This is a genomic window from Spirulina sp. CCY15215 (assembly GCF_016888125.1).
In the GTDB taxonomy this organism is placed as follows: domain Bacteria; phylum Cyanobacteriota; class Cyanobacteriia; order Cyanobacteriales; family Spirulinaceae; genus CCY15215.
This window is the reverse complement of sequence record NZ_JACSWA010000536.1, coordinates 23670-32175: the sequence shown is the minus strand read 5'-3', so window position 1 is coordinate 32175 and position 8506 is coordinate 23670. Positions and strand designations below refer to the sequence as shown.

The following is an 8506-nucleotide window of genomic DNA, read 5'->3' as shown; positions in this document are numbered from 1 at the left end:
AACAGAAAAGATATTACAAAAAGGTTCTTATTTTCCTCATCTTGTGCCTGTAACAGTCCGAATTGGTGAGGCGATCGCTCCTCCAAGTTCGAGTAAAAGAGATGAGCTACAATCTGTAACAGAAAAGTGTGCGAGTGCGATTAATTCTCTGCACGCTTTGGGACGATAATTTAGTTTTACGTTCAGCTTTTTCGTTAATTGTTACATCTCATCCTGCAAGTATGGTTACGTCTTTTTACGCAATGAATTCCATAACAACCGTCGATAAGGAAGCAACCAAAAAATAAACCAAAATAACCCTCCGTGTCGCTGCATTAAGACCTTCCATTCCACCAAAGGATGCAAAGTAACATCCTGTAATGCAAGTCCCTTTGGCTGTCGGATTTTCTGTAATCCTATTTGTAACTCTAGTTTACTTTCTGGGGAGGGTTTGGGGTTGCGAGGACAAGTTCCCTGATATCCAGGGGCGATCCAAATCGTACACCCTGCTTGTTTTGCCCGCAATCCATAATCCCAATCTCCCGCATAATGGGTTAATTGGGGGTCTAAATTGCCGATCGCCGCAACGACATTGCGAGGAATGAGGACAAAATTACCGCAGATCGTATCGCAAGTTAAAGGTGTATTAATTGGATGAACTTCCTGCATTTTAAAAGGAGGGTGAAACCAGCCTTTTTGCTTCATTCCCCCATAAGTAAATTCTTGGGTTTTGGGGTCTTGGGTAGAAGCAGCTACGATCGCCTGTTCAAATCCTTGTTGTGCCAAATTTTCCGCCGTATCGAGGAGCGATCGCAGGGCATCAGGATATAAAATCGTATCATCATTGAGCCACAAATAACCCTCATAGTCTTGCGCGATCGCCTCTGCAAACGCCAAGCGCATACCTCCATTCCAAAATAGGTTTCCTGTCCCCTGAATGACTTTAACGCCGGGATATGCTTCTTTTACCGCTTCTCCTGTCCCGTCTGTACTGCCATCATCCACCAGATAAACATCAAGGGTGATTTTATCCAAATCCTTTTGCTGAAAAAGCGCATTGAGACATTCTAAGGTTTTCGCCTTACGATTGTAACAAGTCAAGAGGGTTGCCAGACGTTTCATAGGATTGCTAGGGCGGAAGAAAAGGTTACACTTATTATGGTTGTACCGCAATGCGATCGCTATACTCAAAATTTTTACTGATGAATACTTCCTCTTCTTCTCTCGATGATTTTGGCGTTATTATTGCTTGTTGTTTTCAAGATTATTTGTTAGCGAAAGGAGCCTGCGCCAGTGTTCGTCATTTTTTGGGAGATGTTCCTTTATGTTTACTTGTTGATGGGACATTTTCCACGGAATCTTTAGAAAAGGCTTACAATGCAACAATTATTAATCATAAAACTATCAAAAATGAGCTTTTGCGAGAGCGTAGCTTTGGCTGGGGGACGACTCGTTTAATTGCTTTTTGGGAGAGTCCTTGGCAGCATTTTTTGATTCTCGATGCTGATACGAATATTTGGGGAAATGTTCTCAAGTTTGCAGATTTTGATAATTTTGATGTTATTATGGACGCACCAAACTATAATTATCCGGATGAGGAGATTATTGAGTATTTCTTTGATATTGAAGAGATAGAAAAACATTTTCCTGACTTTGATTGGCGATCGCATCGCACGCAATATTGTTGTCCTGGAGTTTATTTTGCCAGTCGCGATATTTTTTCCTTAGAAGAATATATAGAAATTTTGGATTTTATCGATCGCTATCCTCATATTTTCAAATATGGAGACATGGGATTTCTCAATTTTATGCTCTGGCGTGCCTCTGATGCGGGTAAAATTCGCGTGGGAAATGCAGATTTTCAAGTCCTTGCACCCAATTACGAACAGAAGGATTTAGAGAAACGTTTCCCAATGACAAAAACCGGACCACTGGTAGAAAATGATGATGCAGCGATCATTCACTGGTGCGGCTATAAGCCCCTGATGTCAACATCAAGAACTTATGCAGATCCCATGAGTTTCTCGCGGCGCAAATGTTTAGAAGCAGAAAGCGGTTTGACAGGATTACCCGCCGATGTATTATTACAATGGGAAGATTTTTATAGCACTTTTATCAAGTATAAGAATAAAGCTCGCAAAAAACTACAAAAGTTTTTCAATTAATGGATTCTCGTGCCGCAGTTTCGAGAAATTCCTGAATATTTTCTGAAGATAACCGATTTTGATTGACATTTTGCCAAGTTTTTACTAACTGTTTAACTTGCGATCGCTCTAATTCCCAGTGAGGTTGTCCGATAGAAAGCGGGACGATATCGGGTTGGACTTGATTAAAATACACCCAGGCTTTTAAACGGGGAAAATTGACGATCGCCATCATAGCCTGTTTTAACCATTTAGTTTTCGCGATCGCGTCTCCTGCAACGCCAACTTCTGCCACAATGAGGGGTTTATTAAAGTGGTTGGCCAATCCATATTTTTGTCGCATTAAATGTTGAAAAGAAGCCATTTCTTGTCCATTCCACGATTTATTCCAGTGCTTGGTGGCATAAATGGAAATGCCAATAAAATCAACATAATCAGCACCCGGCCAGTAATATTTTGCATTTTGATTGCCTGCGGGAGACCAAACCCAAAGCAGATTATTCACACCCTGCGATCGCGATAGATCGACGATGTATTGATAAGCAGCAATATAATCGCGAGGATTAGCACTCGACCAGGGATATTGTCCAATAATCTCCATTTCGTGACCCCAACGCAACAAGATTTTCTGTGAATTTTCCTCTCGAAAAAGTTTGAAAATTTGTTTGAGAGTTGGATCGTATTTTCCCGTCAGAATATCCGTAAATAAGGTTTCTCCTACCATCTCATTCCATTCCCACGGCCAAGGTTCAAGACTAATTAAAGGCAGGCGATCGCGCTGTTTTGCACTCTCTAAGGCCGTTTTTAATTCTTGTGTATCATTCAAACGCCAAGGAACAAAATGATGCTCGATCAGGATATTCTCCTCACCAAAATCACCTTGGGGATCGTAAACTCCTAAAGCAACTGTGGGGATAGACTGAGCCAAAAATGGTGAATACATCGTTAAATAAAAAATGCTGAGAATAGTAATCAAGAGACCCAGCAAAAACCATGCGACAGACTTAAATATAGATGAATATAACACTCGGCAAAGACATTGGGATGTGAAAATCTAAATTTATAGTAGGATTTAAGAAAACTTCTTACAAAAATGACTCTAAGTATGTATTTTATGTTTTCCTCCTTGAAACCTCACGAACTTTACCGAATCTTTACAAAACAAGTCTTAAATTTAAAGTTTCAGTAAAAATTATATTTTAGCTATTTCTTTAATGCCCATCAAATGGCTAATATTATTTCAGTACAAATACGCAAAACCTTCATCAGTATAAAGAGCATGAGACAAAAATTAGCCTAAATGTCGATCGCAATATCGAATTGTTATCAACTTTTCTATATTTATCACCCTGAAGAATCTTGTTATTCTCTCAGTGAGATTCTAATTTCCCAATACAAATATCGCCAAGTTCTGCCATCGGCGATCGTGAATTTTTTGGACTAGAAATGGTGCCATTTACTAATATTTAAGAGTTGCCATGAATCCATATACCAAGCCATCTCGAGCAACTTCTCTTTACGCAGAAGTTCCCGATACTAAGCGCTTTTTAGTTGATGTTATGTCTAAAAGTGAGAAAAGAACTTTTTTCATCTTAGTGTCAATTTGGTTTGTTACCTTGATTTGGTTTTGGCATTGGTGGCTGTATCACCACCACGTTATCACTTGGATGGGAATGTCCATTAATACCCTCCTGATTGCGTGGAATACCTTACTACCTGGGTATTATTTTTACTTCGTGGCACGGATGAAAACACCTAATCCCAAGATTGAGATTCCCGATCATTGGCGAGTGGCTATGGTGGTGACAAAAGCCCCCTCGGAACCTTGGGCGATCGTACAAAGAACCGTTGAAGCGATGTTAGCCCAGTCTCATCCTCACGATAATTGGCTGGCAGATGAAGACCCCCAACCCGAAACCGTTGCTTGGTGTAAGGCAAATGGAGTACAAGTTTCCACTCGCAAGGGGATCGCCGAATACCATCAACCGACATGGCCCCGTCGCACTCGCTGTAAAGAAGGAAATCTTGCGTATTTTTACGATAAATATGGTTACGATCGCTATGATGTCGTTGTACAACTGGACGCGGATCACGTTCCCGAATTGGGCTATTTAGAAGCCATGATCCGCCCTTTTGTGAACCCCAAAGTGGGTTATGTTGCGGCACCGAGTATCTGCGATGCGAATAGTCATGAAAGTTGGGTAGTCAATGCACGACTCTTTGCTGAAGCGACGATGCACGGTTCCCTACAGGCTGGTTATAACGATGGTTGGGCTCCTTTATGTATTGGCAGTCATTATGCCGTCCGCGCCCAAGCAGTCAAGGATATTGGTGGGTTAGGCCCCGAATTGGCAGAAGATCACACCACCACTTTAATGATGAACTCCCGAGGCTGGCAAGGAGTATTTGCCTTTGATGCAGAAGCCCACGGAGACGGTCCCGGTTGTTTTGCTGATTTTCTGGTGCAGGAATATCAATGGTCGCGAAGTTTGATGGTGGTACTGCTTGCCATTACCCCGCGTTACTGGAAGGGTCTAAAACCCCATCTCAAATTCCAATTTATCTTTGCTCAACTTTGGTATCCTTTCTTTGCCATTACTATTCTGATTGGTTCTTCTCTGCCCATTTTGGCCTTGATTAATGACCAACCTTGGGTAAAAGTTAGTTATTTTGAATTTTTCTTGCGATCGCTGGCTTTAACCTTAGCTTGTGTTGCTCCCGTGAATTGGGTCGCCAGTCGGCAATGGTTGCGCCCTAAAAACGCCAAAGTTTTAAGCTGGGAAACCGTTCTTTTTCAATTTGCTCGCTGGCCGTGGATTTTGGCCGGGGTTTACAATGCAACGGTAAGTTGTATTCTCAAGAAAGAACTCCCTTTTCGCGTTACCCCCAAGGGAGGAAATGCCCCCAAACCTTTACCGATTCAAGTTCTCTTTCCTTATTTTCTCTTGGGCTTAGTTTGCGCGATCGCCGTTATCATTCTGGGGGAAATTCAACACGCAAAAGGCTATTATTTCCTCACTCTCGTCAATAGTGGTATTTATATTACCCTAATCCTTGCTATAATCTGGTTGCATATCCGCGAAAATGCGCCCCAACTGCATAAATATGTCATGCACAATGTCGCTTTAGTTTTTACCTTCGGTTTGTTTGCTACAGCCGCAGGAATGAGAAGTCAAGAAGGGATACAAACGATTGTTAAAGATGCCCCCAAGATTCCTATTCCCGGTAACTCTCAATTGGCTCAAGCAAATGGTTTGGGAGAGCCTTTGACCCAAGTTGCTGAAACTCAAGTTTCCGAGTCCCTGGTTGCTAGTATTCCCAGTGCAGAAGAACTGACAGATTCTCCTTGGATATCCGAACCGATCGCACCCTCGGCAATTTCTGCTTATCAAGAAGCATTTGCGCGAGATAATCAAGAGATTTTTCAGGAAACGGGAACGCACTATCAAGACGATACGAATAATCCAATTTTTACAGAATTTGATGCAGAATTTTTCTCCCATCAAGAGGGACAAAAAGAGCAGCTAACTGCCAGTTTAGAGTCAGAAAAACAGGGAGATGAAAAGGCCGACTTGAACGATCGCCCTTGGGAATTTGCCTCGGGAGCAGAAAATACACAAAATACACAAAATACACAAGTGGAATCAGAACCTTGGGAAATCACCAATATTGTGGCTGAGGCTAGTGTCCCACTTCCTGGAGAAACTATCCTCGTTTCTCTTCCCGAACAAACTAAAAAAAAAGTAAAAAGTCCCTCTATCATTCCCCTCGGGACAATTCCTCAATAATCGTAGAAGTCAATTTAGCACTTGATTTATCCTCCGAACTTCAACGGGGAAAAGAATTGGAAAATCAAGGGAAAGTAGCAGAGGCGATCGCGGTTTATGAAGCTATTATCGTCGAAAATCCCTCCAATTCTGAGGCACTAGAAGCCCTAGCAAGACTCTATGCTTATACGGAAAATTATCCAATGAGTCTCGATGTTTATCGGCGCTTATTGGCAGTAGAACCCAACAATCTAGAAGCACAAATAGCGATCGCCCAAGTCACCAGTTGGTCGAGAGAATTTAGAGAGGCGATCGCCCTTTATCGAGATATCTTGAGAGAAAATCCCGATTATATTCCTGCAAGATTGGGGTTAGCAGAAGTTTTAGGATGGGTGAAAAAGTTTACTGAATCCCTCGCCGAATATGAAACAATTTTAGACTTAGATGCCAATGAAGTCCAAGCACGAGTTGGCAAAGCCCAAGTCTTATTTTGGCTGGGTCAAACTCAAGCCTCCCTCGAGCTATATTTAGATACTTTTGAACAGTTTCCCGATGTTCCTGAAGTCCGTTTGGGATTGGCTAAAATCTATTTATTGCAACATCAAATCTCTCAAGTTTTAGCAATCTTACAACCCTTGTTAGACAGCGAACATCCAGAAGCCTTAGAGATTTTAGCTGAAATTCAAGCCATTCAATTAGAAAGCCGCTATGAACGAGAGGAAAACAGTTCTGGAGAGTTAAATCAATTCCTGACCCAAGCCGCAAAATTCCGCTTTCATAATAGTAATACATTACAGAGAATTTCTGTCGGAGTGGGTTCATTTCAGCAAGATTTTTTTACGCCACTCAATAATACTAACGTCGAGTTTGGGATCGAAGGACAAATCGATAAACTAAAATTAGATAGTGCGATCGGTTTTGATGTTTTCGATCGCCTTCCCACCGTGCCTCGTTTTTTCCTAGAAGCTGAATATCCTATCACTACCGATCTTTCCCTCGCTGGTATTGTTCGTTATCAAGCCTATAAAAAGAATGTCCAAACCTTGGAAAATCATCTTGCTGCTTGGCAATTTAATCCCAGTCTCTTTTGGCAAATCGATCGGGATACTTGGTTATTTTTGTATTATCAGTTAGGACTTTATAATGATGGGAATGTTGAGCATCAATTTGTCGCCAAAGCCGAACGATCTTTTGGTGATTTTTTTGTTTCTGGTTTACTCTTCGGCTGGAGTTATCAAAAAGACCCACAAACGGGATATTTTGCCCCACCTGGATTCTTTTTGTATAGTGGTGAAGTCGGTTGGGAAGGAGAAGTCTTTAAAAATACGGAGTGTCGTCTCTCTGTTGGTTTAGGACAGCAATCTTATCTCGATCGCATTCAAGATAGTTTCACCTATCAAGCACGCTGTAATGTTGCCTTTTCTGATGATTTTGGCATAGAATTAGGATATCGTCATTCCAATAATCCGTGGTATTCTGGAAATAATAGCGGTGATTTCAATCAAGAAACTTTCTACGGTCAATTAAAATTTTCCTTCTAGTTAATTTAATGAGCCTGTGGAACATTCTTAAATTGTAAAAATATTAAAATTCAACTGTGGGAAAAATGGACAAAAAACAAGCAACAATTTTAGTCACCGGAGGGGCTGGATATATCGGTTCTCATGCCGTTCTTGCCCTACAAAAAGCAGGATATCAAGTGATTATTCTCGATAATCTTGTTTACGGACACCGGGAATTTGCCGAAGATATTTTAAAGGTAGAATTAATCGTGGGAGATACCTGCGATCGCGAACTTTTAGATAAGCTCTTTTCTACGCGCAATATTACCGCAGTCATGCACTTTGCGGCTTATGCTTATGTAGGAGAATCTGTCACGGCACCAGACAAATACTATCACAATAATGTTGTTGGCACTTTAACTCTCCTTGAAGCCATGTTAAAGGCAGGAGTGAATCAATTTGTCTTTTCTTCTACTTGTGCGGTTTACGGGGTTCCGCAAACTTTTCCTATTCCTGAAGATCATCCCACAGCACCGATTAATCCTTACGGCCAAAGTAAATTAATGGTGGAACAAATGCTGGCAGATATGGATCGCGCTTATGATTTTCGGTCGGTACGTTTTCGTTATTTTAACGCTGCTGGTGCCGATCCTCAAGGTCGTTTGGGAGAAGATCACAATCCCGAAACTCATCTCATTCCTCTAATTTTATTTACTGCTTTAGGAAAACGAGAGGCTATTTCTATTTTTGGAACAGATTATCCGACTCCAGATGGAACCTGCATCCGAGATTACATTCATGTTAACGATTTGGCCAGCGCTCATGTTTTGGGATTAGATTATCTTTTAAAAGGAGGAAAAACTGAAGTTTTTAATTTAGGCAATGGCACCGGATTTTCCGTTAAAGAAGTGATTGAAGCGGCCAAAAAAGTAACTGGAAAAGATTTTACCGTATTGGAGTGCGATCGCCGTCCTGGAGATCCGCCTCAACTGGTGGGGACAAGTGAAAAAATTCGCAAAGTCTTAGGCTGGAATCCTCAATATACTAAAATTGAAGAGATTATCGCCCATGCTTGGCAATGGCATCAGCAACGACATGGCGATCGCTAGAACTT

6 protein-coding genes and 1 pseudogene are annotated in these 8506 nt (G+C 41.5%); 5 read left to right on the top strand and 2 right to left on the bottom strand.

The window, feature by feature from the left end; all coding sequences use genetic code 11:
* A pseudogene (locus JUI58_RS27850) lies at positions 1-169 on the top strand (1-acyl-sn-glycerol-3-phosphate acyltransferase); the annotation flags it as partial.
* Between the two features lie 56 nt (positions 170-225).
* On the opposite strand, the gene JUI58_RS18890 reads toward JUI58_RS27850, so the two are convergent.
* Positions 226-1101 carry a glycosyltransferase family 2 protein gene (locus tag JUI58_RS18890; protein WP_204105363.1) on the bottom strand — a complete coding sequence of 292 codons (876 nt, stop codon included), beginning with the start codon at positions 1099-1101 and terminating at the stop codon, positions 226-228.
* 80 nt (positions 1102-1181) lie between these two features.
* Between JUI58_RS18890 and JUI58_RS18885 the strand changes: the two genes are divergently transcribed.
* Positions 1182-2144 (top strand): hypothetical protein, encoded by a 963-nt coding sequence (locus JUI58_RS18885; RefSeq protein WP_204105362.1) that lies wholly within the window; start codon positions 1182-1184, stop codon positions 2142-2144.
* Here JUI58_RS18885 and JUI58_RS18880 read toward each other — a convergent pair.
* Positions 2137-3066: a glycosyl hydrolase gene (locus JUI58_RS18880; RefSeq protein WP_204105361.1), complete on the bottom strand. Its 930-nt coding sequence runs from the start codon at positions 3064-3066 to the stop codon at positions 2137-2139. The two genes, JUI58_RS18885 and JUI58_RS18880, sit on opposite strands and share 8 nt — an antisense overlap.
* 535 nt (positions 3067-3601) lie before the next feature.
* Between JUI58_RS18880 and JUI58_RS18875 the strand changes: the two genes are divergently transcribed.
* The 3 genes from JUI58_RS18875 (at position 3602) to galE (ending at position 8501) form a co-directional block, all read left to right on the top strand.
* On the top strand, positions 3602-5911 hold the full coding sequence (locus tag JUI58_RS18875) for a glycosyltransferase family 2 protein (RefSeq protein ID WP_204105360.1): 2310 nt from the start codon (positions 3602-3604) through the stop codon (positions 5909-5911).
* On the top strand, positions 5908-7431 hold the full coding sequence (locus JUI58_RS18870; RefSeq protein ID WP_348539924.1) for a tetratricopeptide repeat protein: 1524 nt from the start codon (positions 5908-5910) through the stop codon (positions 7429-7431). Before JUI58_RS18875 ends, JUI58_RS18870 begins: the two co-directional genes overlap by 4 nt.
* 65 nt (positions 7432-7496) lie before the next feature.
* Positions 7497-8501: a UDP-glucose 4-epimerase GalE gene (gene galE, locus JUI58_RS18865; protein WP_204105358.1), complete on the top strand. Its 1005-nt coding sequence runs from the start codon at positions 7497-7499 to the stop codon at positions 8499-8501.
* Positions 8502-8506: the final 5 nt, after the last annotated feature.

Excerpts from the sequence above, each read along its gene's own strand:
- JUI58_RS18890 (WP_204105363.1), bottom strand. The coding sequence starts at position 1,101 with ATGAAACGTCTGGCAACCCTCTTGACTTGTTACAATCGTAAGGCGAAA.
- JUI58_RS18885 (WP_204105362.1), top strand. The coding sequence starts at position 1,182 with ATGAATACTTCCTCTTCTTCTCTCGATGATTTTGGCGTTATTATTGCT.
- JUI58_RS18880 (WP_204105361.1), bottom strand. The coding sequence starts at position 3,066 with ATGTATTCACCATTTTTGGCTCAGTCTATCCCCACAGTTGCTTTAGGA.
- JUI58_RS18875 (WP_204105360.1), top strand. The coding sequence starts at position 3,602 with ATGAATCCATATACCAAGCCATCTCGAGCAACTTCTCTTTACGCAGAA.
- galE (WP_204105358.1), top strand. The coding sequence starts at position 7,497 with ATGGACAAAAAACAAGCAACAATTTTAGTCACCGGAGGGGCTGGATAT.